General features: G+C 62.0%; 19 protein-coding genes and 3 pseudogenes. 13 read left to right on the forward strand and 9 right to left on the reverse strand.

Annotated elements, in window-relative coordinates; genetic code table 11:
• The first annotated feature begins 55 nt into the window (after positions 1–55).
• Complete coding sequence (gene glnL, locus BVER_RS08630) at positions 56–1198, forward strand: nitrogen regulation protein NR(II) (RefSeq protein ID WP_050452939.1); 1143 nt, start codon at positions 56–58, stop codon at positions 1196–1198.
• A 176-nt stretch (positions 1199–1374) separates the two neighbouring features.
• Positions 1375–2856: a nitrogen regulation protein NR(I) gene (ntrC, locus tag BVER_RS08635; RefSeq protein ID WP_050452940.1), complete on the forward strand. Its 1482-nt coding sequence runs from the start codon at positions 1375–1377 to the stop codon at positions 2854–2856.
• A gap of 147 nt (positions 2857–3003) precedes the next feature.
• On the opposite strand, the gene BVER_RS08640 is transcribed toward ntrC, so the two are convergent.
• From BVER_RS08640 to BVER_RS31315, 4 genes are read right to left on the reverse strand one after another with little or no spacing between them, the layout of a single operon-like run.
• Positions 3004–4209: a hypothetical protein gene (locus BVER_RS08640; protein WP_050452941.1), complete on the reverse strand. Its 1206-nt coding sequence runs from the start codon at positions 4207–4209 to the stop codon at positions 3004–3006.
• A complete protein-coding gene (locus tag BVER_RS08645; RefSeq protein WP_050452942.1) occupies positions 4210–5172 on the reverse strand; it encodes a YcaO-like family protein in 963 nt (320 codons plus the stop codon).
• The gene (locus BVER_RS08650) at positions 5156–6289 is read right to left on the reverse strand and encodes an aKG-HExxH-type peptide beta-hydroxylase (RefSeq protein ID WP_083452097.1); all 1134 of its coding nucleotides are present in this window, start codon (positions 6287–6289) and stop codon (positions 5156–5158) included. Before BVER_RS08650 ends, BVER_RS08645 begins: the two co-directional genes overlap by 17 nt.
• A gap of 11 nt (positions 6290–6300) precedes the next feature.
• The gene (locus BVER_RS31315) at positions 6301–6441 is read right to left on the reverse strand and encodes a hypothetical protein (RefSeq protein ID WP_157055973.1); all 141 of its coding nucleotides are present in this window, start codon (positions 6439–6441) and stop codon (positions 6301–6303) included.
• 313 nt (positions 6442–6754) lie between these two features.
• Here BVER_RS31315 and BVER_RS29975 point away from each other — a divergent pair.
• Positions 6755–6853, forward strand: a pseudogene (locus BVER_RS29975) (helix-turn-helix domain-containing protein); the annotation flags it as partial.
• Positions 6854–6871: 18 nt separating this feature from the next.
• Here the strand turns inward: BVER_RS29975 and xth are convergent.
• Positions 6872–7654, reverse strand: a complete 783-nt coding sequence (gene xth / locus BVER_RS08655; protein WP_050452944.1) for an exodeoxyribonuclease III — start codon at positions 7652–7654, stop codon at positions 6872–6874.
• 189 nt (positions 7655–7843) lie between these two features.
• On the opposite strand from xth, the gene BVER_RS08660 reads away from it, so the two are divergent.
• Together BVER_RS08660 and BVER_RS08665 are read left to right on the forward strand one after the other, a co-directional pair.
• Positions 7844–8431, forward strand: coding sequence for a GNAT family N-acetyltransferase (locus BVER_RS08660; protein WP_050452954.1), 588 nt, complete (start codon positions 7844–7846; stop codon positions 8429–8431).
• Between the two features lie 73 nt (positions 8432–8504).
• Positions 8505–9778, forward strand: a pseudogene (locus tag BVER_RS08665) (amidohydrolase family protein).
• An 84-nt stretch (positions 9779–9862) separates the two neighbouring features.
• On the opposite strand, the gene BVER_RS08670 reads toward BVER_RS08665, so the two are convergent.
• The 4 genes from BVER_RS08670 to BVER_RS31320 all read right to left on the reverse strand — a co-directional run bounded on the left by BVER_RS08670 (position 9863) and on the right by BVER_RS31320 (position 12207).
• The gene (locus BVER_RS08670) at positions 9863–10453 is read right to left on the reverse strand and encodes a BPSL1445 family SYLF domain-containing lipoprotein (RefSeq protein WP_050452955.1); all 591 of its coding nucleotides are present in this window, start codon (positions 10451–10453) and stop codon (positions 9863–9865) included.
• A 402-nt stretch (positions 10454–10855) separates the two neighbouring features.
• On the reverse strand, positions 10856–11335 hold the full coding sequence (locus BVER_RS08675; protein WP_050452945.1) for a hypothetical protein: 480 nt from the start codon (positions 11333–11335) through the stop codon (positions 10856–10858).
• A gap of 213 nt (positions 11336–11548) precedes the next feature.
• Positions 11549–11830, reverse strand: a complete 282-nt coding sequence (locus BVER_RS08680; protein ID WP_157055975.1) for a PsiF family protein — start codon at positions 11828–11830, stop codon at positions 11549–11551.
• Between the two features lie 140 nt (positions 11831–11970).
• A complete protein-coding gene (locus BVER_RS31320; RefSeq protein WP_157055974.1) occupies positions 11971–12207 on the reverse strand; it encodes a hypothetical protein in 237 nt (78 codons plus the stop codon).
• A gap of 27 nt (positions 12208–12234) precedes the next feature.
• Between BVER_RS31320 and BVER_RS08685 the strand changes: the two genes are divergently transcribed.
• The 8 genes and pseudogenes from BVER_RS08685 to BVER_RS08720 all read left to right on the forward strand — a co-directional run bounded on the left by BVER_RS08685 (position 12235) and on the right by BVER_RS08720 (position 21841).
• Positions 12235–12516, forward strand: coding sequence for a hypothetical protein (locus BVER_RS08685; RefSeq protein WP_050452947.1), 282 nt, complete (start codon positions 12235–12237; stop codon positions 12514–12516).
• Between the two features lie 337 nt (positions 12517–12853).
• Complete coding sequence (locus BVER_RS08690; protein ID WP_050452956.1) at positions 12854–13822, forward strand: sugar ABC transporter substrate-binding protein; 969 nt, start codon at positions 12854–12856, stop codon at positions 13820–13822.
• Between the two features lie 295 nt (positions 13823–14117).
• Entirely contained in the window at positions 14118–15761 is a 1644-nt protein-coding gene (locus BVER_RS08695) for a sugar ABC transporter ATP-binding protein (protein WP_050452948.1), read from the forward strand.
• A complete protein-coding gene (locus BVER_RS08700; RefSeq protein ID WP_050452949.1) occupies positions 15758–16744 on the forward strand; it encodes an ABC transporter permease in 987 nt (328 codons plus the stop codon). The genes BVER_RS08695 and BVER_RS08700 overlap by 4 nt, the downstream gene beginning before the upstream one ends.
• Before the next feature lie 270 nt (positions 16745–17014).
• Positions 17015–18048, forward strand: a pseudogene (locus BVER_RS08705) (LacI family DNA-binding transcriptional regulator).
• Between the two features lie 18 nt (positions 18049–18066).
• Positions 18067–18969, forward strand: a complete 903-nt coding sequence (gene rbsK, locus BVER_RS08710) for a ribokinase (protein WP_050452950.1) — start codon at positions 18067–18069, stop codon at positions 18967–18969.
• Between the two features lie 251 nt (positions 18970–19220).
• Positions 19221–20966 (forward strand): methyl-accepting chemotaxis protein, encoded by a 1746-nt coding sequence (locus BVER_RS08715; protein WP_050452951.1) that lies wholly within the window; start codon positions 19221–19223, stop codon positions 20964–20966.
• A 113-nt stretch (positions 20967–21079) separates the two neighbouring features.
• Entirely contained in the window at positions 21080–21841 is a 762-nt protein-coding gene (locus BVER_RS08720) for a hydratase (RefSeq protein ID WP_050452952.1), read from the forward strand.
• Positions 21842–22062: the final 221 nt, after the last annotated feature.

The raw sequence follows: 22062 nt of genomic DNA on the forward strand, positions 1-22062 counted from the left end.
CGTTGTGACAAATCGAGAAGAAGATCGGTTCGACGAACGACCTCATTGATTGCCGATGGTGCTAAAGAATCTCATCAAGGCGCGTAAAGGCCATGCCGACGCGCTGTCCGACGACACCCCGCTTGCGGCGAGCGGCCTGCTGCCGGGACTCGAAGCGCTGCCCACGGTCGTGCTCGTGCTGGATATGCGCAACCTGAAGGTCGCGTATGCGAATCCTTCGGCGGAGCAGATGCTGGAGCTCTCCCGCAAGCAGTTGACGCAGACCAATTGGCCCGAACTGTTCGCCAACTCGGACGAACTGGCGGCGACCATCGCGTCGATCGCGGAGAATCGCTTCAACGCGACGCGGCTCGATGGCGTGCTCGAACGCGCCGGGCGCGAGCAGGTGCATGTGCATGCGATCGTCGGTTATCTGGAAGCGGCGAGCGATTACGTGCTGCTCGAACTGTTCGAGAACGAGCGCTATCTGCGCTCCGATCGCGAAGAGCGCATTCACGATCTGACCGCCGTCAACAAGCAGTTGATCCGCAATCTCGCGCACGAAATCAAGAATCCGCTCGGCGGCATTCGCGGCGCGGCGCAGTTGCTCGAATTCGAACTCGGCGCGCGAGAACGCGACGAGTTGCGCGAATACACGCAGGTCATCATCAAGGAATCGGACCGGCTGCAGACGCTGGTCGATCGCTTGCTGGAGCCGCACCGGCATCCGCATATCGTCGGCGACGTGAATATTCACGAAGTCTGCGAGCGCGTGCGGGCGGTGATTCTCGCGGAGTTTCCGCGCGGCCTGACCATCGAACGCGATTACGACGTCAGCGTGCCCGACTTGCGCGGCGACAAGGAGCAGTTGATCCAGGCGCTCTTGAACATCGTGCGCAATGCGGCCGAAGCGCTGAAAGAGCGCATCTCGCAAGGCGATGCGAAGATCGAACTGCGCACGCGCATCGCGCGCAAGGTGACGATCGGCAAGAAGCTGCACAAACTGGCATTGGACTTGCATATCACTGACAACGGTCCCGGCATCCCCAGCGAAATCCGCGACCGGATTTTCTTTCCGCTCGTATCGGGCCGGGAAGACGGCAGCGGTCTGGGTCTCACGCTCGCGCAATCGTTCGTGCATCAGCACGATGGATTGATCGAAGTGGAAAGCCGGCCGGGCTGCACCGAATTTTCGATCGTCCTGCCTTTTGGAGGCTGAATCTTTTGGAGGTTGAATCGCACAGTGACCGAGGACACCACGCATTTACGCTGCCAGAAAACCTTCACGGGCAGCGGTCAAGATGCAAAGACATTCCGAGCATAGCGCCACGCTTTGACGCCTGACCGTTTCGACGGGGCACACACCGATCACACGAAGACATCTCGCCGAACGATATGAAGCCGATCTGGATAGTAGACGACGACCAATCCATCCGATGGGTGCTGGAAAAGGCCCTCGCACGAGAGAACTTCACGACGCGCAGTTTTTCCGGCGTCCGCGATGCGCTTGCCGCACTCGAGCAGGAAAGTCCGCAAGTGCTGGTGTCGGACATCCGCATGCCGGGCGGCTCCGGGCTCGAACTCCTGCAGACCGTGCGCGACCGCTTGCCGGGACTGCCGGTCATCATCATGACGGCGTTTTCCGATCTCGATAGCGCCGTCGCCGCGTTTCAGGGCGGGGCGTTCGAATATCTCGCCAAGCCGTTCGATGTCGACAAGGCCGTCGAGCTGATCCGCCGCGCCGTCGACGAAAGCATGCGCGGCGAAGCGGCCTACGACGAACGCGTGACCGAGACGCCCGAGATGCTCGGACAGGCGCCCGCGATGCAGGACATGTTTCGCGCGATCGGCCGTTTGTCGCATTCGGCGGCGACCGTGCTCATCACGGGCGAATCAGGCACCGGAAAGGAGCTTGTCGCGCGCGCCTTGCACCGACATAGCCCACGCGCGAACGGACCGTTCATCGCGCTCAATACGGCGGCGATTCCGAAAGACCTGTTGGAATCCGAACTATTCGGTCACGAGCGTGGTGCGTTCACCGGCGCGCAGGCCATGCGTCAGGGCCGCTTCGAGCAGGCCGAGAACGGTACGCTGTTTCTCGATGAAATCGGCGACATGCCGTTCGATCTGCAGACGCGCCTGCTGCGCGTCTTGTCCGATGGGCAGTTCTATCGCGTCGGCGGTCACAATCCGCTGAAGGCGAATGTGCGCGTGATCGCGGCGACGCATCAGAACCTCGAATCGCGGGTGCGGCAAGGGCTGTTCCGCGAGGACTTGTATCACCGGCTGAATGTGATTCGCCTGCGCTTGCCGGCCTTGCGCGAGCGCAGCGAGGATATTCCGCTGCTGGCGCGACACTTTCTGCAAAAGAGCGGGCGCGATCTCGGCGTCGAGCCGAAACGCGTTTCCGACGATGCGCTGGCGTATCTCGCCTCGCTGCCGTTTCCGGGCAACGTGCGGCAACTGGAAAACCTCTGCAACTGGCTCACGGTGATGGCGCCCGCGCAGGTGATCGAGCAGAAGGACCTGCCGCCCGATCTCACGCCGCGTCAGGACTATGCGGTCGCCGAGGCTGTGTCGAGCGATGGCGTGGTCGCGACGGCGCCTGCCGCCACCAACGGCGTCGCGGTTGCCGCAGCGCCGGCGGCGGGCGTGACGGCGGGCATCTGGGAGAACGGCTTGCGCACGGAAGTCGCGCGTCTGCTGCGCGAGAATTCGGCCGATGTCATGGATGAACTCGCGCGTCGTTTCGAAGCCGCCGTGATTCGCGAAGCGCTGGATTTCACGCGCGGCCGGAAGGTGGAGGCGGCGGAGCGTTTGGGTATCGGACGTAATACGATCACGCGGAAGATTCAGGAGTTGCATCTCGACGCGTGACCGTCATCCAGCACGGGATCAGTCGAGCGTCGCGATAACCGGCGTGTGATCGGACAGCTGATTCCTTAACGACTTTCTTGGGGACATGCCTTGGACGGGGCTGGACGCGACCTCGGCGAATCTTGTCATGTTCCAACTCTGCCGGAATTACATTTGCCGCGCGGAACGATTGTCAGGTGCGGTGAGATAGAGGACCATCGCCGCCGCCAATGCCGACGTTTCGCATGCCGTGAGCAGCAGCGCCGTATCGAATCTGCCAGCCATCGCCGCGCCAATGATAAGCGTGGCGGCGACAGACGCGCCGCGACCGATCGGTTGCACCCACGCCGAATAAAACACATATCGCGTTTTACCGATCGACGGAAGCAGAGTTTTAGAAATGGCGGAAAGCAAAAAGCCATACGCCGAACCGAGCATCATGCACATGATCAGTCTCAGGTTGCCGTCGGTTACGGCCACGGTGATCGTCAGTGCGCCAATGACGCATAACCATAAGCAAGATCCCTGAATCGTTGTGGCGGGAACGGCACGATTTCCGTAAATGAGCACCGCTATCTGCGTCAGAAAGAACGTCAGGTACAACGCTGAAATTTCATTGACGAACGGTGCATCGTGCGTCGTCAGCATACGCATGAGCAGCAATGTGACGCCGGCGAGTAAGAAGTTGCCAAGCAGGGCATACAGCAATCCCCAGCGAGTGAACGGATTGGACAGTAACCCGTCGGAACGGTTTTCCGGCGATGGCGGTTGTGTTTGCGGGACGTGATCATCAGGCGATGCATCGAAAAACAGCGCTTTTGCGTACCACATGACTGCGAGCTGAAGCGTGAGGGCTATCGCCGCAATCCAGACAGCGAAGGTCGTCGAGCGCACGATTGCGAGCGGCAGCGCGGAGGCGACTGCCGTTGCTCCGCGGCTTAAAAGATTAAGCGCGGCGGAGCTGGTCGCGATATCGACCTTGTGCTCCGATTCAAGTTTGAAAAGCAGATGAGCACCAAACAATCCATCGAGCACGAAAATGATCTTCGCAACGATGAACATGCCGAGGATCGCTTGACCCGTCCGCGTGCTGCCCGACGACAAGAGAATGGTGAAGCCTGCGAGCAGGACGAATGCGCATTTGAAAAGGGCACTCAGGCGAGATCGAAACGACTCGGACCGATCGGCGATTTTTCTCGCGAGAGCAGGAGCCGTGAACACCCGTAAGCCAGCGTCCACTGAGAATGTCAGGCTGGAGAGCCAATACTGTTCACCCAAAATCAGCACGATGGTTACCAGATGGGTGATCAGAGCGTCGAGTGCGGAGGTCCAGCTTATGGCACAGACGTAGGCCGTCGAGCGGAGGTTCTTCATTTAGGACAGGGGAAGAGTGGGGACTCGTAACTGTTTTGCGAGCTCGACGGGGTCCATTGCGGAGACCGAGAACGCACGCGCGGCGAACATGTCGTATTGCGGTTGAAACGTCACGATGTTCATGGAAAACTCGGGCGAGAGCTGGTCCGATACGTCAGTTAGCCGAGTCGGCTCTGGCCCACGCATCAGCGCCTTGAGATAAGCGTGACGTGTTCGATTCGATGAAGCGTCCCTGAGCTTGATTACATTGAGCTGGGACTGCGTGGGCACATCAGGGCCGTATCGTTCGCAAACAAAGTCGTGGAACAACATGGCGGTTTCACCGAAAGCATGTTCGACCGCAGCGTGAAATTTAGGTCGAAGAGCAGCGCCCATCGCGAAAAAGGCGTCTTCTTCGTTCGATACGAAAGACATGACGAAAACCGCGTTGATTTCAGCGACGGCCATTGCGTAAATGGAGATATCTGCGCGGGCGACGCCGTCAATCCAACTGGGCAACGGCAGGCGTTTCGGTCTGAACGTCTGCGCATACCAAAAGCTGGCGCACAAATGCCGCTCAAGCAACTCGCGCTTTGCGTGGGATATGCAGTGTCGCTTGTCCGTGTGAACTGCGGTTCCATTCCCGCTGAACACGCCAGCGGATGATGGGGCGCCGCACATCAGATGTTCGATGGAGGTACGGTCTGCTGGCCAGTCGAGCAGCGGACCTTCGGCGATGCCCTTGAGTCGCAGTTCTGCGGAAGAATACGAATTCGCCGTAAAGCAAAGACGTTCATACAGTTCAAATCGCGCGCTGCTAACTGCGGCGGATTTGTCGAGCGACGCGCCAAAACCGAACATCGTCGAGCGTCTATCGCCGCGGCTCATTCCGATCGCCGCACGAGCGATGTACATCCCGGAGGCGAGCGTACTCTGTTCCACTTTGATTGTGGCGTTGGCTTCGAGATCACGCAGGCTGAGCACTTTCCAACTGCTCCTTAAGTTTGGCGACATTGGACTTCCACGAACCATATCGATGTTGTCGAGGGGTATCAAAATCAAAGTCCCGCCATTCTGGAAGAAGCGTGAGACCGGCTATCTGATCGCGCAGTTCACGGATAAGCGACGCGCCATATTCGGTGAAGGTGCCGTATCTGGATATTTCGAGATAGCCACGAATGAGCTCGTCGGCCGCTTCCGCGAGCGATGGAAGAAGATTTTCGTTTTTGGTCCAACGAAGCAGCTTCAGCAACGCCTGAACGATTCGACTCGTGACATAGGTCGCGTGAAAGACTCCAAGCATCGGCCGCGGATCTGGTCTGATTGGCGACACGAATCGCTCGCCGGGGTCATTCAGGATAATCTTTCCAACTGCCATCAACGCGTTGAGATGGATATGCGAAGCCTCATGTACGATGTGTTCTATATAGTATGAAACAGGCTCGATGTGCGATACGGGAATTCGCAGCAACATCGCACCGAACATGCGCTCATCCGTGAAACCCATCGTGACCGCACCATCGAAAAGACGAATGCAACGGACATGAACGGAAAATTCGGCATGCATTTCCGGGAAAGCCATCGCAATTTGCGATAGCGCCGTCGCAACGTGGGCGATGTGCTCGCTGAGTGCGCGTTCCGACACGCGCATAAACACGCTTTTTCTTCCGAAATCACGTTCGGTCATAAGCATGGCTTCGCCTCGCGCAAATTCTTCCCAGTGGTCGTTTCTTTTTAACGCCGTATCGATGCTGAGATAGGGAAAAGACGCCTCGAATTCATTCGCGCGATCTGCGATACGATGCACATATGTTGTTGCATCCGCAACGTTTTGGTTGCGCATCGCTTGCTGAAGCCGATCATGAAGAAAATAAAGTTCGGGAGTAGAACGTTTGAGTCGATGGATAGAATCGATGAGACAGGATTTTGACCATGTCGCATCATGGGTTGCGAACACGTAGGATTCGAGAAGCGAACAAAGGCTCGACTTCACACGTTCGTTGTAGCAATCTTGTGCATATTCTGCATATCGAAGCGATGGATGGATGCTTGGTTTCATTTCCTTGACCTGAAATAAATGAGGTGCCAGATAATCCGGCACCTCCGCGCTATTTACAGCTTGGGCGACAACTGCAGCGTTGCAAGCGAAGTGTCGAAGACGACTTCATCATCGATCTTGAAGAAGACGGGGCGCTCGCTCGACTCGGTGTCGAACTTGGCGTCATCCGAAATTACTTTGCTCAAACTTTCCATTTCACTTCTCCGGTCAAGTACAGTGAAAGCGCATTTCCTTAAATATAGTAGGAATGCATAATAATTAAATGCCTGAAATGATTTCAGGAATATGCGGTGATCTACTGAGCGGAAAATAGGAAGTTTCCTGTTTCCTGTTTCCTGTGCGACAGGATGTTGAACTTCAATTTGCCCAAACAAGGCGGTGATGTGACACGCGATTGCATGGCCTCCCGCAAGCGCGCGCAGCAATGGAGGCGAAATATTCGCTCGCGCATGTTTTCGGCGTCATGCGCTGCGTGCGCGTGCAGTGCACCACCGACGAACTCATCGGGATTTCACGCGCGGGCGGAAGGTGGAGGCGGCGGAGCGTTTGGGTATCGGACGTAATACGATCACGCGGAAAATTCAGGAGTTGCATCTCGACGCGTGACCGTCTCGAAACAAGGGATCAGCCGAGCGTCGCGATCACCGGCGTGTGATCGGACGGCTGATCCCATTTACGCGGCGTCTTGTCCACTTCGCACGCCGTGCACGCCGCCGCGAGTCCCGCCGACAGCAGAATGTGATCGATGCGCAAGCCAGCATTGCGCCGGAACGCCATCATTCGATAATCCCACCAGGTATAGAGCTTTTCCGGTTGCTCGAATTTGCGGAAAGCATCCGTGAGTCCTAGATCGATCAATTGCTGGAAGTGCGCGCGCTCTTCCGGCGACACCAGATTCTGACCTTCCCACGCTTTCGGATCGTGCACGTCGCGGTCGTCCGGCGCGATGTTGTAATCGCCCAGCAGCGCGAGCTTCGGATGACGCGCCATGTCCTCGCGCAGCCATTCGCGCAGCGCATCCAGCCAGCGCATTTTGTAGGCGAACTTTTCGGTGCCGGGCGCCTGACCGTTCGGAAAGTAAGCCGACACGATCCGCACGCCGTTGATCGTCGCGGCGATCACGCGCTGCTGCAAGTCCTCGAAACCGGGGATATTGCGCACGACGCTGATCTCGTCCACTTCGTAATCCGCCGCGGCGCGCACCAGAATGCCGACGCCGTTGTACGACTTCTGTCCCGCGAACCAGCTTTTGTAGCCGGCGGCTTCGAGCTCGGCGCGCGGGAATTTCTCGTCCGGCATCTTCAGCTCCTGAAGACACAGCACGTCGACCTGCGATTGCGTGAGCCAGTCGATGACGTGCTGCTGACGGACCTTGAGGGAGTTGACGTTCCAGGTGGCGATTTTCATGGAGAGTGTTCCGACCTTGAAGGGCGGCGATAAGGCTGTCCCGTGCGAAAAACGCGCATGGTCGAAATCGCCACCTCGAAAACCATGCAGTATAACGATCGCCGATGGCATCGGTCCGCCAAGCCTGCCGCATATCCTTATGGACATTCCCCGCTGGCGCGGGCGTCGCGAACGCCTTACCATTGCTCGATGAACACTCCAACCGACCTCCAGCCGACTCTCACCGGTACCCGCGTGCAACTGCGCCCGCTCCAACCCGGCGACGCACCCGCATTGCTCGAAGTCGCCGCCGATGGCCAGCTCTGGAATCTGAGCGTAACCGTCGTGCCCGGACCCGACACCGTGCAGCGCTACCTCGACACTGCGCTCGCCGGACGCGATGCCGGCACCGTCATGCCGTTCCTCATCGTCGATCGGAACAGCGGCCGGCTGGTCGGCAGCACGCGCTTCTGGAAAATCGATCGCGCGAATCGCAAGCAGGAGATCGGGCATACGTGGCTGTCGGCGTCGATGCAACGCACGGGCATCAACACGGAGGCGAAGTATCTGCTGCTCGCGCATTCCTTCGACGTCATGCGCTGCGTGCGCGTCCAGTTCACCACCGACGAACTCAACGAGAAATCGCGCGCGGCGATTCTTCGCATCGGCGCGAAGCAGGAGGGCATCGTGCGGCACGAGCGCATCATGCCGGACGGCCGCAAGCGCAACTCGGTGCGCTTTTCGATCATCGACGATGAATGGCCGGACGTGAAAGCGATGCTGGAAGCGAAACTCTAGAGCGTCTAAGCGCGCTCACGCGGCTTTTCTGTCCCGATACAATCGAACGCAGATCAAGCCGGAGGGTTCGCAGATGGATTTCATCATTCGCCGCGCGGCGCTGGCACACGCGCCCGGTCTCGTCGATATCGGCATCGAAGGCGGGCGCATCGCGGCGCTCGAGCCGCGTCTGAACGCCCATGCGCGCGAGGAAATCGACGCGAGCGGGTCGCTCGTTACCGCGCCGTTCATCGACGCGCATTTCCACATGGACGCCACGCTGTCCTACGGTCTGCCGCGCGTGAACCGGTCGGGCACGCTGCTGGAAGGCATCGCGCTATGGGGCGAACTTAAGCCTGAACTGACGCAGCAAGCGCTGGTCGAGCGCGCGATGCAGTATTGCGACTGGGCCGTCGCGCGCGGGTTGCTGGCGATCCGCACGCACGTCGATGTCTGCGATGAACGGCTGCTCGCCGTCGAAGCGCTGCTCGAAGTGAAGCGCCGCGTGAAGCCTTACATCGCATGCAGCTCGTCGCGTTTCCGCAGGACGGCGTTCTGCGAAGCGCGGGCGCGTTCGACAATCTGAAGCGCGCGATCGACATGGGCGTCGATGTCGTCGGCGGCATTCCGCACTTCGAGCGCACGATGGCGGACGGCGCGGCATCGGTGAAACTGCTGTGCGAATTCGCGGCGGAAAAAGGCCTGCGCGTCGACATGCATTGCGACGAATCCGACGATCCGATGTCGCGTCACATCGAAACGCTGGCGGCGGAGACGCATCGGCTCGGCATGCACGGCCGCGTCACCGGCTCGCATCTCACGTCGATGCATTCGATGGACAACTACTACGTCAGCAAACTCATTCCGCTGATGCGCGATTCCGGCGTCGCGGCGATTGCGAATCCGCTGATCAACATCACGCTGCAAGGGCGGTCGGACACGTATCCGAAGCGGCGCGGCATGACGCGCGTGCCCGAACTGATGGCAGCGGGCGTGACCGTCGCGTTCGGCCACGATTGCGTGATGGATCCGTGGTACAGCCTGGGCTCGGGCGACATGCTCGAAGTCGCGCATATGGGCCTGCACGTTGCGCAGATGACCGGCGTCGACGCGATGCGCGCCTGCTTCGACGCGGTCACGACGAATCCCGCGAAGATTCTCGGTCTCGAAGGTTACGGCATCGAAGTCGGCTGCCACGCGGATTGCGTGATTCTCGACGCGCGCGATCCGATCGAAGCGATCCGCCTGCGCGCGGCGCGCACGGCAGTGATTCGACGCGGCAAGGTGATCAGCCGAAGCCCCGCCGTGCGCGCGACACTGGCGCTGGAAGGGCGGCCGTCGGAAGTGAATTTCCGCATCGAGCGATAAAAAAACCGCCGTGTGATGCGATCCTCGAAAGTCGCATCACACGGCGGTCGCTTTGCGTCCGCGTCGGACGATAAAGCGGATGCCTTACAGCTTGAGCTTAGTCACCTTGGTGCCGGCGAGCGACACGTCGGCCATCAGGCCCGCGTTGGTCAGCACGATGGCTTCGACCGGCTTGGTGGCCGTGGTGGTGTCGATGGTGCCGTTCGCGCCCAGCTTGATCAGCGCGACCGATGCATCGGCGCCTGCCGACCAGCCGTCGGAATTGCGGAATTTGTCGAGCGCGTCCTGCGTCATGAACAGGAAGATCAGCGACTTCGACTGCGCGCCGGCCTGCAGGCCGAACGAGCCGGACGTCGTGCTGTAGTAGCCGACCGTGCCGCCGCCCACGCGCAGCGAGCCCTTGCCGTATTGCGCACCGACGATGAAGCCGGCCTGGATCACCGACGGGAACACGAGAATGCCGTGCGATTTCGCGACCAGTTCGCGCGAGCCGCCGACCGTGGCGTAGAGGCGCTGGATGGTGCTGTCGACGTCGGCGTCGATCGAACGGGCTTCGTCAGCCTTGCCCGCCGTGTTGGCGGCGCCGGTGTTGCTGTTCGTCGTGCAACCGGCAAGCGCGAGGCCTCCCAGCGCCAGAGCAGCCGTCGACTTGAGCATGAAGTTTCGTCTTTGCATCATTGTTCTCCATCGTGGAATTTAGGAAACCCCATAGAATGGGAAGGTGCGGCACGCCAAGTTATAGCACAGCAACCTGAAACGCGAGCCACGTCCCGGAGACCCAAACCCTTGCCAGGCCTACGTTTCCGGGGAAATGGTCCCGAACCGACAGGGGCACGCTGTCAGCGAGCTTACTCCGACTCGTACCCCAAATCAGCGCTACGCACGGTAATTTACACAAACTTTCGTCCACCCGCGTCGAAGAAGGCGAAGAACCATCCGAAAAATGCGGCGAACGAAATTACGGGGAGATTTCGTCCGTTTCGTATTCTGTCGGCATGCACTTCTTTCATCTCGCCGCGAGCAACTGTTGCGAGAAAGCCGCAGTACCGGGTAGCAACGACCGTTCCCGACCCTCGTTTAAGGATGGCTCGTCGTTTTTACTTTGGTCGAAGGAGAGGGCGCGGCGGAACTTGGACGTTCCGGCCGCCTGAGCGCGCGCCGGATGCCGCCGATCAGCATGCCGACGAACAGCAGGAAGATCGCGGGCACGATCCAGTAGCCGACGAACGCGTGCCACAGGTAATCGGCGAGCGTCGCCTTGCGATGCGCGTATTCGTCGATCGCTTCCTGATGCTTGCGTTCGTTGGCGGCGAGGACATCGGCGGGACAGCCGGCGGCGCGGGCCGTTTCAGGCGCGCCGTAACAGCGCGATGCCGCGCCGGCCGCGCGCTGGGCATCGGTCATGTCCCAGGTGGACAGCGACTTTTCGAGGTCGTCGCTGTTGTAGGCCATCTCGTCGCGTACTTCGTTCATCGCGACGATCATCACCGGCACGAGCCAGAACGTGATCGTGACGAGCCACCGCTTGAACCAGCGGTTCTTTTGTCTCCATGCCATCCGTGCCTCCATGCGCGTATGCGCCGAGCGGGACCAGCGGCGGCCGATGGCAAATTTCTTTGTATTGATGTGGGGGCCGCCTTCGCGCCATCTTATGAGAAAAAGACGAAGGTGCGAATCACTTGCTTGGTTGCAGTGCAATAACGGCAGGCAGGGATGGTAAAGCCAACACGTGCGCCGCGCGGATTCGCGCGGCGCACGAGCAAACCGGGATCAGCCGCCATTGCTGAGGCAACTCTTCATGAACGCCTTGCGGTCATCGCCCTTCTTGCCGGTCGCGTCCTTGTTGCAGGCGGTCATCTTCTCCTGCTGCGTCATCGGCGCGGCGGCGGGCGCGGACGACAGACACGTCTTCATGAAGGCCTTGCGCTCGTCGCCTTTCTTGTCGCCTGCCTGCTTGTTGCAGTCGGTCATCTTCGATTGCTGGCTGTTGGCGGCGAGTGCCGGCGTGGCGGCGAAGGCGAGGCCGAGCGTTACGCCGACCGTGACGCTCATGGCGCCGAGCAGTGCTCTGGATCGAATGGACATGGAAGCGCTCCCTGATGAGTCAAATGATGAGTCGAATGACGGTTGTAGTTGGTCAGCGAGTATCGATGACGACATCGATCCGCACGAATTCACGGCTCGCGAGCGCATTATGGCAAACCGAATTTGAAAGTAGTGTGCGATAAGGTTAAATCAGCAGGCCGGATCGCACGAAAGCGAAACAATCGATCGCGCGGCGGGAATGCGCCTTGCAACTGGCTTTCTGCGTGCGCACGTCGCATGCGAATGCAGTGCTCGGCGCCGTCATGCGGCGGGCGTAGCATCGCCGGTAAAGCAGATTCGGAAACTTCGTGCGGCAATTGCATCGACCGGTCTTTAAGATGCATCGTTCTCACTCGATACAGGAGCGTTTCATGTCCACTCCGCTGTCCGATCACTACAAGGGCTTCGAAATCCATGTGCAGGCGCTGCGGCGCGCGAAGGACCGCGACGAACCGGCCGATGCGCCGCGCCATTACGACATCATGGTGACGATCGCGCGCAGCTCGAAGGGCGAAAGCAGCCGCTCGGCGATGTTCGGCGTACCCGACCAGGAACCGTTCGACAGCCCCATCGACGCGACGCGCGCGGGCATCGACTACGCGCGCGACATCATCGACAAGAAGGTCGACGGGCAATCGGTCGACGATCTGTAAGCTCCGCGCGCACTTTCACCTATGCACGCATTCGACGGATTCCTCGAATTCCATCGCGCTCCCCGCGCGATGGCCTCCGCACACGTGCTTCTACACGTAAGCCCGATTGACCTGTCACGTCGCACCGACGAGAATCGACGGCGAGCAAACGTTCAATCGCGGTTCAATCGCGCTTTTCAATCGCGCGTGACGAGACTCATCGGGCTTGCCGTGCGCATCGACCGTTCAGGCTTGAAGCAGGCTCGAAGAGATTCGCATTTCGCTGCTCGAAGCAATTAAAAGCATTCGCCAGACAACACAAATCAAAGCACTGGAGGAGATCCGAATGAACAGCAAGATGAACAGCACAAAGCGCCGTCAGGTCGTCAAGGCGGCTGTCGCGCTCGCGGCCATGTCCGTGCTGCCGCTGTCGTCGTTGTCCGCGTTCGCGCAGGGCAACGCCAAGCCGAAAGTCGCGCTCGTCATGAAGTCGCTCGCCAACGAGTTCTTCCTGACCATGGAAAACGGCGCGAAGGATTATCAGTCGCACAACACCGGCATGTTCGATCTGATCGCCAACGGCATCAAGGACGAAACCGATACCGCCGCGCAGATCCGCATCGTCGAGCAGATGATCGTCTCGAAGGTCGATGCGCTGATCATCGCGCCGGCCGATTCGAAGGCGCTCGTGCCGGTCGTGAAGAAGGCGGCGGACGCGGGCATCATCGTCGTTAATATCGATAACCGGCTCGATCAGGACGTGCTCAAGTCGAAGGACCTGAACGTGCCCTTCGTCGGCCCGGACAACAAGAAGGGCGCGCGCAAGGTCGGCGACTATCTCGCCAAGCGTCTGCAAAAGGGCGATGAAGTGGCGATCGTCGAAGGCGTGACGACCACCACCAATTCGCAGATGCGTAGCGCCGGCTTCAAGGAGGCGATGGACGCGGCCGGCATGAAGATCGTCGCGTTGCAGTCGGGCGAATGGGAGATCGACAAGGGCAACGCGGTCGCATCCCAGATCCTGAACGCCAATCCGAACGTCAAGGCCTTGCTGTGCGACAACGACAACATGGCGATCGGCGCCGTGTCGGCGGTGCGCGCGGCGGGCAAGATCCAGGTGGTCGGCTTCGACAACATCAGCGCGATCAAGCCGATACTCAACGACGGCCGCGTGCTCGCCACCGCCGATCAATACGCCGCGAAGCAGGCGGTGTTCGGCATCGACGTCGCGTTGAAAGCGCTCAAGGAGCACAAGAAGCAGGCCGACTTGTCGACGGTCGTGGAAACGCCGGTCGATCTCGTGACCAAGGCGGGCGTCGTCAAGTAAGACGCGCGCAGCCATGCAGCGCGGCGCGCGGGCTTTTCGCTGGGCCCGCCGCGTCGCGCGACGAATGCATAAGCCCGCCATCCGCGCGGGCGCGATTCAGGTTTCAGCCAAGGGCCGCAGTGGCAGCGCCGCCGGAGATGGGCAGCATTCAAGTTCCCGGCTGTCTTGCCGATAACTCACGAACGAGCGCGAAAGTCCGGAGCGCGGAGTGTCCGTGTCCGGCCGATCGCGCGAGGCTCGCCGCGAATGAATCGATGCACCGCGTTCGCGCGAGTCCAACGAGACGACAGCGAGGATGCACGACCAAGTCCTGAATTCCCCCTCCGCCGGAGCGGACCCGCAACACGGCGCGCCGGTGCTGACGGTGAGCGGCGTCGGCAAGACCTATGTCGAACCGGTACTGGCAGATGTATCGCTCGGGCTCCACGCGGGCCAGGTCCTCGCCTTGACCGGCGAAAACGGCGCTGGCAAAAGCACCTTGTCGAAGATCATCGGCGGGCTGGTCGAACCGACCGCCGGCACGATGACGCTCGCCGGCCGCCCGTACGCGCCGCACAGCCGCACCGACGCCGAATCGCACGGCATGCGGATGGTCATGCAGGAGCTCAATCTGCTGCCGACGCTGTCGGTCGCGGAGAACCTGTTCCTGAACCGCCTGCCGCGTCGCGCGCTCGGCTGGATCGACCGCAAGCGGCTCGCCGACGACGCGCGTCACGCGATGGCGCAGGTCGGCCTCGACGCGATCGATCCGGACACGCTCGTCGGCAGTCTCGGCATCGGGCATCAGCAGATGGTGGAAATCGCGCGCAATCTGATCGGCGATTGCCGCGTGCTGATCCTCGACGAACCCACCGCGATGCTCACCGCGCGCGAAGTCGATCTGCTGTTCGAGCAGATCGCGCGGCTGAAAGCGCGTGGCGTCGCGCTGGTCTATATCTCGCATCGGCTCGAGGAGTTGCGGTGTATCGCGGAGCAGGCGGCGGTGCTGCGCGACGGCCGTCTCGTGCACGCCGGCCCGATGGATGCGCTCACCAGCGATCAACTCGTCACGCTGATGGTCGGCCGCGAGATCGGCGAGCGCATCGATCTGGGCGAGCGCAGGATCGGCGAGGTTGCGTTGAAGGTCGAAGGCATGACGCGTCAGCCGGTCGTGCGCGACGTGTCGTTCCATGTCTGCGCGGGCGAGATTTTCGGCGTGAGCGGGCTGATCGGCGCGGGCCGCACGGAACTGATGCGCCTGATCTACGGCGCGGATCGCGCGGATACCGGCACGATTTCCATCGCGCGCGATGGCGGGCCGTTGCGGCCGGTCGGCGTGCAATCGCCGTCGGATGCGGTGAAAAACGGCATCGCGCTGATCACCGAAGACCGCAAGGGCGAAGGCTTGCTGCTGAGTCGGCCGATCGCCGCTAACGTGTCGCTCGGCAATGTCGGCGCGGTGGCGCGGCACGGCATCGTCGATACGCGGCGCGAGGCGGCGCTCGCGCAACGCCAGATCGACGCGATGCGGATTCGCACCTCCGGCCCGGCGCAGGCCGTGTCGGAACTGTCGGGCGGCAATCAGCAGAAAGTGGTGATCGGCCGCTGGCTGGCGCGCGACTGCTCCTTGCTGCTGTTCGACGAACCAACGCGCGGCATCGACGTCGGCGCGAAATTCGACATTTACGGGCTGATGGGCGCGCTCGCCCGCGAGGGACGCGCGCTGGTCGTCGTGTCGAGCGATTTGCGCGAACTGATGCTGATCTGCGATCGCATCGGCGTGATGTCGGCGGGACGCATGACGGGCGTGTTCGATCGCGCCACCTGGACGCAGGACGCGCTGCTCGCCGCCGCCTTCGCGGGTTACGCCAAACGCGAAGCGATGCTGCACGAGCCGCTCGCACCGGATGCAAAAGCACCGGACAACACGCTGGAAAACGACGGGAGCCGAGAACAATGAGTCAAGCCAACGTTCCCGCCGACGCACCGAAAAGCACGAAAGGCGTCGGCACGCGGCTGGGGATTTCGAACTATCTGGGCCTGGCGGGCGCGCTCGCCGCGATGATCGCGCTGTTTTCGGTGCTGAGCACGCATTTCCTGACCTACGACACCTTCAGCACGATCGCGAACCAGATTCCCGATCTCGTGGTGATGTCGGTGGGCATGACCTTCGTGCTGATCATCGCGAGTATCGATTTGTCGGTGGGCTCGGTGCTGGCGCTGGGCGCGTCGGTGGTGAGCGTCGCGGCGTTGAAGTGGCACTGGCCGGCGTTTCCGTCCGCGCTGCTGGGCGTGGCGGCGGCGCTGACCGGCACGCTGACGGGACTGGTGACGGTCGCCTGGCGGATTCCGTCGTTCATCGTGTCGCTCGGCGTGCTGGAAGCGGCGCGCGGCGTGGCCTACCAGATGACCAATTCGCGAACCGCGTATATCGGCGATGCCTTCGATTTTCTGTCGGATCCGATCGCCTTCGGCATTTCTCCGGCTTTCTTGATAGCTGTCGCCGTAATGATTATTGCGCACCTGGTTTTGACTCGGACGATTTTTGGCCGATATCTGGTAGGTATCGGTACGAACGAGGAAGCGGTCCGGCTCGCGGGGGTGAATCCGCGGCCGTACAAGGTGATCGTGTTCGCGCTGATGGGTGCGTTGTCGGGGCTGGCCGCGCTGTTTCAGATTTCGCGGCTCGAAGCCGCCGATCCGAATGCCGGCTCGGGCGTGGAACTCCAGGTCATCGCGGCGGTCGTGATCGGGGGCACCAGTCTGATGGGCGGGCGCGGTTCGGTGATCAGCACGTTTTTCGGCGTGTTGATTATCTCGGTGCTCGCGGCGGGGCTGGCGCAGATCGGCGCGAACGAGCCGACCAAGCGCATCATCACGGGCGCGGTCATCGTGGTCGCGGTGGTGCTGGATACGTATCGCAGCAGGCGTAAGCGGGGTTGAGCACGTTTGAAGCAAATGAACGTGATAAATCAGACACTTGCAGTCAAACGTTGGCGGTAACGTTTCGCACGGGGCGAAGCGTCGGGTAAGCGGTAGAAGGTGCAGTGAGCGGTAGATAGAGATGGGGCGCGAAGGTTTCGTGCAGCAACATCCGGCAAACATGGAAAACAGCCGGAGTCGGGGAAGCAGTAAGAAGCGCACGGCCGTGCGCTGCCTCCCGCCTCACCATCCAATAAAAGCAGACAGACCAAAGCGATAGAAGGACGATGTATGGCGACGATCAAGGACGTGGCAGCCATTGCCGGGGTGTCGTTCACGACGGTATCCCACGTAGTGAACAATTCGAGGCCGGTTTCGGCCGATGTCAGGGCGAAAGTCGAGCGCGCGATCCGTGAACTGGATTACGTGCCGTCGGCGGTTGCGCGCTCGCTGAAGGCGAAGTCGACCGCGACGATCGGCCTGCTGGTGCCGAACGCGACCAACCCGTATTTCGCGGAGCTGGCGCGCGGCGTCGAGGACGGCTGCGCGAAGAACGGCTATTGCCTGTTCTTCTGCAACTCCGACGACGATCCCGCCAAGCAGCGCAACTACTTGCGCGTGCTGCAGGAAAAGCGCATCGACGGGCTGGTGATCGCCTCCGCCGGCGAGGACGCCGTGCTGGCGCAAAGTCTCGCCAACGCGCGCGAGCCGCTGGTGATCGTCGATCGGAATATCGAAGGGCTGACCTGCGATCTGGTGCAGATCGACCACGAAAAGGGCGCGTATCTCGCCACGCGCCATCTGCTGGAACTCGGGCATTCGCAGATCGGCTGCATCACCGGTCCGGTTGCGACGGCCGTCAGCGCGATGCGCCTGCACGGTTTCATCCGCGCGATGGCCGAACGCGGCGTCGAGATCGAGCCGAACGCGATCCAGCAGAGCGATTTCTCCGCGACGGGCGGTTACGCGGCCGCGTCGCAACTGTTCGACAGCATGAAGCCGACCGCGATTTTCGCCTGCAACGACATGATGGGCATCGGCGCGCTGCGGGCGGCAGCCGAGCGTCATATCAGCGTGCCGGCGGATTGCTCGATCATCGGCTTCGACGATGTCGAACTCTCGCGATATACCTACCCGGCGCTCTCGAGCGTGGGACAATCGGTGCGTGCGCTCGGCGAAATGGCCGCACAGACGCTGATCGACCGCATCACGGCAAGATGAACGGCAATACGCGACGCCGCGTCGTGCCGCCGCGTCTGGTGCTGCGCGAATCGACGTCGGTGGTGCCGGAAACGCATCTTACGGTGCGCCTGCCGAGGGAATAACTCAGAAAGGAAGGGTGCATGGGCGACCAAGCGAGCAACGCTAATCCGACCGGCCGCGTCACCGTGGTGCGCAGTCTCAACATGGATCTGGTCGCACGCGCGCCGCGTCTGCCCAAACCGGGCGAAACGCTGGCGGGGCACGCGTTCGCGCAAGTGCCGGGCGGCAAGGGCGGCAATCAGGCCGTGGCGGCCGCGCGGCTGGGCGCGCAAGTCGCGATGATCGGCTGTATCGGCGACGATTCGAACGGCGGCATCCTCAAGGCCGCGCTGGAGCACGAGGGCATCGACTGCGCCGCGCTGATCGTCGTCGACGACGCCAGCCAGAACGCCATCGTGATCGTCGCGGGCAGCAATGCGGAAGTTTCACCGGCGAGCATCGACGCGCAGGACGCGCTGATCGCCTGCGCCGACGTGATCGTCTGCCAGCTCGAAACGCCGCCGCAGACCGTGCGCGCCGCGCTCGCCGCCGGACGACGTCTGCAGCGCACGACCATCCTCAATCCCGCGCCCGCCGCGACCAAACTGCCGGTCGACTGGTTTCCGCTGATCGACTACTTGATTCCGAACGAAATCGAAGCCGCGACGCTCTCCGGCGTGCCGATTGCGACCGTCGACGACGCCCGCCGCGCCGCCGAAATGCTCAAGGCGAAAGGCGCGCGCAACGTGATCGTCACGCTGGGCGCGCAGGGCGTGTTCGCGCTGCTCGACGGCGCGGGCGGCAAACACATGCCCGCGCCGAAATCGAACGCCATCGACACCGCCGCCGCCGGGGACACGTTCATCGGCGGCTTCGCGGCGGAACTGGCGCGCGGCGCGGCCGTCACGGACGCCATCGCGTTCGGCCAGCGCGCGGCGGCAATCGCCGTGACGCGCGAGGGCGCGCAGCCGTTCATTCCGCATCGTGGCGAAGTCGCGGTCTGATTCGAATGCGTACTATCGTTCGATTGAAATCGATTCGTCAGCAATTCATTAGTCAGACGAAATAAATCGCTCAAGTCCCTGTGCGGGCGCGCCGATAACTACTCAGCGGACGACCGCATCGTCCGCCGACGGTTCATGACGGCGCGCATCGGCCCGCGGTCGTCATCGGCTGCGGCGCTTTGCCTTTCCCGCGCCCGCCACGCCGCCACGCTTCGGCCGCGAATCTTCGCAGACGGCATCAGGGAAAAACAATGAAGAAGGCTTTGACCATCAAGGCGCGCCTGGGCATCACGATGGCGTTTCTCGGCGCATTGCTCATCATGACGGGCACGCTCGGGCTGTTCGGCATGAGCCGCTCGAACGACGCGTTCCTCGACACCTATTCCGTGCAGATGCCGGGCGCCATCGCCATCGGCAACGCGGAAATGTATGCGGCGCGCGAACGCCTCGTGTTCGATCGCGCGGCGCTGCTGGAAGGCACCGGCGAAGTCGCGGCGACTGTCGAGCGCTCGCGTCTGATGCGCTCGCGCGCCGACGCCTACTGGAAGGAATACACCTCGCTGCCGCAGCGCCCGGAAGAACGCGCGCTCGCCGATGCCGCACAGGCCAAGCGCCTCGAACTTCAGCAGATCGTCGATCGCGGCATCGCGGCGCTGTCGGCGAACGACCGGACGGCCATCATCGGCGCGGCCAAGGCAATGCAGGCCACCTACAACGAACTCGCGCAGGCCAACGAGGCGCTGCGCAAGGTCATGACGAAATCGTCGCGCAAGGCCTACGAGGACGCGCAATCGCGCTTCGTGTGGTTCCGCGCGCTGAGCCTGAGCGCCATCACGCTGGGCATGGCGGCGGCGGTCTTCGCGTGGAGCGCGCTGCGTCGCGCGATCGCCAGTCCGCTGGAAGACGCGCTCGGCCATTTCGATGCCATCGCCGCCGGCGATCTGCGCCGCGACGTCGTGGTGACATCGAACGATGAAATAGGGCAATTGCTGAACGGACTCGCCCGCATGCGCGCCAGCCTGATGAACACGGTCGGCACGGTGCGCTCGGGCAGCGAATCGATTGCCTCGGCGACCAAGCAGATCGCGGCGGGCAACACCGATCTGTCCTCGCGCACGGAAGAGCAGGCCTCGGCGCTGCAGGAAACCGCCTCGAGCATGGAACAACTGACCGGCACGGTCCGCCAGAACGCCGACAACGCGCGGCAGGCGAGCGCGCTGGCGGCCAATGCATCGGAAGTCGCGGACAAGGGCAGCAACGTGGTGATGCAGGTCGTCGACACGATGGGCGAAATCAATCGCAGCTCGTCGAAGATCGCCGACATCATTTCGATCATCGAGGGCATCGCGTTCCAGACCAATATCCTCGCGCTCAACGCGGCCGTCGAAGCGGCGCGCGCGGGCGAGGAAGGGCGCGGCTTCGCGGTCGTGGCGGGCGAAGTGCGCAGTCTCGCGCAACGTTCGGCGGCGGCGGCCAAGGAAATCAAGGAACTGATCGATACGTCGGTGGCGCGCGTGCAGACGGGCACCACGCTCGTCGACGAAGCGGGCCGCACGATGAACGAGGTCATCGTCGCCGTGCAGCGCGTGACGGACATCATGGGCGAGATCGCGGCGGCGTCGGAAGAGCAGTCGAGCGGTATCGAACAGGTGTCGCGCGCGGTGTCGCAGATGGACGAAGTGACGCAGCAGAATGCGGCGCTGGTCGAGGAAGCGGCGGCCGCCGCGCAATCGCTCGAAGACCAGGCAGGCAAGCTGCGCGAGGCGGTTGCGATCTTCAAGACGGCAGAAGGCGCGACGCTTGCTTCCTCGCTTGTCTCGGCCAGGCCGGTTCTCGCGGCGCGCGTCGCGCCGACGAGCGTGAAGCCGCAGAAGATGCAGCGCGCGAAGGCTGCTGCCTCGCCTGCCCAGCCGGCGACCAAAGCGGCCCCAGCGCCCGCGCCGAAGCCCGCGGCGCTCGCCACGGCCAGCGCGAGCGGCGACTGGGAGACGTTCTAAGCAGCTCGTTTCATCTGGCGCGCGAGCAGCGGGCGCTGCCGCGCGACCATCGCCGGTCCGGTAACCCGTACACTGATGCGCTGACGCATCATCGTTAGAACGAGGATATCGCCATGACCGGATCGACACTGCCCGCGAAGCTTCTGGACGCTCGCCGCCAGCATCGACTGATCGACACGCTGGCGCCGGCCGACATTCCCGCCGACGCGCCCACGGCCTACGCCATTCAGCACGAAGCGCTGCGCGAAACGGATGCGCGCATCGGCGCCTGGAAAATCGGCGCACGCGCGCCCGATGCGCTTGCCACCGGCGCGCCCATCGACGCCGCACTGGTCCACGCCTCGCCGGCGCGCTTGCCCTTCGATTCATTCTTTCGCGTGCTCGTGGAACTCGAGCTCGCGTTTCGCTTTTCTCACGCGCTCATGCCGCGCAGCGATCCTTACACGCGCGATGAAGTCTTCGCCGCGATCGGCGGCATGGCGGTCGCGCTGGAAGTGGTGGACAGCCGTTTCGCGCAATGGCCGAATCTCGATCCGCTCGCGCAACTCGCCGACTCGCAGAACAACGGCGCGCTGATCGTGAGCGGCATGGAGCCGTACGAGGTCATCGCGCCCGGCTTCGACTTTCTCGCGCCGCGCCTCGAATTCACGTTGGACGGGATGTCCATCGCGCCAGAAGCGCTCGGCAATCCGGCCGGCGATCCGCGCGAATTGCTGGTGTGGCTCGTCAATCACTGCTCGCGCATGGAACTTGCCGTCGAGCCGTTCTGGACCATTACCACGGGCTCTTATACGGGTGCGTATCGGGTCGAAGGACCCGCGATGGTGCATGGTTCCATCGATCGCGTCGGCGAGCTGGAACTGGTGTTGTCGTGACGTCCGCGATAAGCACATGCATCGTCATGGAATAAGGTATTGAACTCCATACGGCGAGCACGGTTATTGAAACCGAATGCGGTAGTGTGCAGAATGATGTGCAAAAACGCTGAGGCGGCAGGAGCGCAGAGGCAGGGGTGGCCGTGGTGTAAGTTGATGAATGTCCAGTTCGTCAACCTGCCCTCGGGAGGGCTTACGCCATGGCCACGACCAAGCGTAGT

The organism is Candidatus Burkholderia verschuerenii, assembly GCF_001189365.1.
Taxonomy (GTDB): domain Bacteria; phylum Pseudomonadota; class Gammaproteobacteria; order Burkholderiales; family Burkholderiaceae; genus Caballeronia; species Caballeronia verschuerenii.

Coding starts and splice junctions, on each gene's coding strand:
- glnL (WP_050452939.1), top strand. CDS start 56: ATGGTGCTAAAGAATCTCATCAAGGCGCGTAAAGGCCATGCCGACGCG.
- ntrC (WP_050452940.1), top strand. CDS start 1,375: ATGAAGCCGATCTGGATAGTAGACGACGACCAATCCATCCGATGGGTG.
- BVER_RS08640 (WP_050452941.1), bottom strand. CDS start 4,209: ATGAAGAACCTCCGCTCGACGGCCTACGTCTGTGCCATAAGCTGGACC.
- BVER_RS31315 (WP_157055973.1), bottom strand. CDS start 6,441: ATGGAAAGTTTGAGCAAAGTAATTTCGGATGACGCCAAGTTCGACACC.
- xth (WP_050452944.1), bottom strand. CDS start 7,654: ATGAAAATCGCCACCTGGAACGTCAACTCCCTCAAGGTCCGTCAGCAG.
- BVER_RS08660 (WP_050452954.1), top strand. CDS start 7,844: ATGAACACTCCAACCGACCTCCAGCCGACTCTCACCGGTACCCGCGTG.
- BVER_RS08670 (WP_050452955.1), bottom strand. CDS start 10,453: ATGCAAAGACGAAACTTCATGCTCAAGTCGACGGCTGCTCTGGCGCTG.
- BVER_RS08675 (WP_050452945.1), bottom strand. CDS start 11,335: ATGGCATGGAGACAAAAGAACCGCTGGTTCAAGCGGTGGCTCGTCACG.
- BVER_RS08680 (WP_157055975.1), bottom strand. CDS start 11,830: ATGAGCGTCACGGTCGGCGTAACGCTCGGCCTCGCCTTCGCCGCCACG.
- BVER_RS31320 (WP_157055974.1), bottom strand. CDS start 12,207: ATGCATCTTAAAGACCGGTCGATGCAATTGCCGCACGAAGTTTCCGAA.
- BVER_RS08685 (WP_050452947.1), top strand. CDS start 12,235: ATGTCCACTCCGCTGTCCGATCACTACAAGGGCTTCGAAATCCATGTG.
- BVER_RS08690 (WP_050452956.1), top strand. CDS start 12,854: ATGAACAGCACAAAGCGCCGTCAGGTCGTCAAGGCGGCTGTCGCGCTC.
- BVER_RS08695 (WP_050452948.1), top strand. CDS start 14,118: ATGCACGACCAAGTCCTGAATTCCCCCTCCGCCGGAGCGGACCCGCAA.
- BVER_RS08700 (WP_050452949.1), top strand. CDS start 15,758: ATGAGTCAAGCCAACGTTCCCGCCGACGCACCGAAAAGCACGAAAGGC.
- rbsK (WP_050452950.1), top strand. CDS start 18,067: ATGGGCGACCAAGCGAGCAACGCTAATCCGACCGGCCGCGTCACCGTG.
- BVER_RS08715 (WP_050452951.1), top strand. CDS start 19,221: ATGAAGAAGGCTTTGACCATCAAGGCGCGCCTGGGCATCACGATGGCG.
- BVER_RS08720 (WP_050452952.1), top strand. CDS start 21,080: ATGACCGGATCGACACTGCCCGCGAAGCTTCTGGACGCTCGCCGCCAG.